Origin of the sequence: Mesorhizobium sp. M2A.F.Ca.ET.037.01.1.1 (assembly GCF_003998075.1) — a bacterium.
Taxonomy (GTDB): Bacteria; Pseudomonadota; Alphaproteobacteria; order Rhizobiales; family Rhizobiaceae; genus Mesorhizobium.
This window is the reverse complement of the sequence record NZ_RZSA01001815.1, coordinates 1-437: the sequence shown is the minus strand read 5'-3', so window position 1 is coordinate 437 and position 437 is coordinate 1. Positions and strand designations below refer to the sequence as shown.

General features: G+C 67.0%; 1 pseudogene. It reads left to right on the top strand.

The window, feature by feature from the left end:
- Positions 1 to 288 (top strand): annotated as a pseudogene (locus EOA27_RS39955) (DUF459 domain-containing protein); the annotation flags it as partial.
- Positions 289 to 437: the final 149 nt, after the last annotated feature.

The following is a 437-nucleotide window of genomic DNA, read 5'->3' as shown; positions in this document are numbered from 1 at the left end:
GTGTCGGCGCCGGCCGGCGCTCCGGTCGAGGCGCCGAAGCCGGCCGCCGCGCCCATCATCGTCGACCGCACCGCGCCGATGCTGCTCGGCGATCCCGCGCTCGACGGCGGCACTGAACTGCTGGGTGCCGCGCAGCCTGCCAGGGCCGATCCGAACCTGCCCGGCGAAAAGCTGATCCTGGAAGGCAAGGCGCCGGCCGCCTCACCCGGCCGCGCCGACGATTTTTCCTGGCCGCCGAAGCCGACCGCCGCCGCTCAGCCCGATACGGCGGCGGGCGTCAATCAGTAGCTCATCGGCTCGGAGACCGTTTTAGAAATTCGCTCCTGCGAGTCAGATGGTGGTGTTTTCGAGAACCGGACCGGAGCGTACGTTGACGTACGTGAGCACCGGAAGCGCAGAAAACGCCGGCAGTTGACCGTAGGAGTAGAATTTTAAAA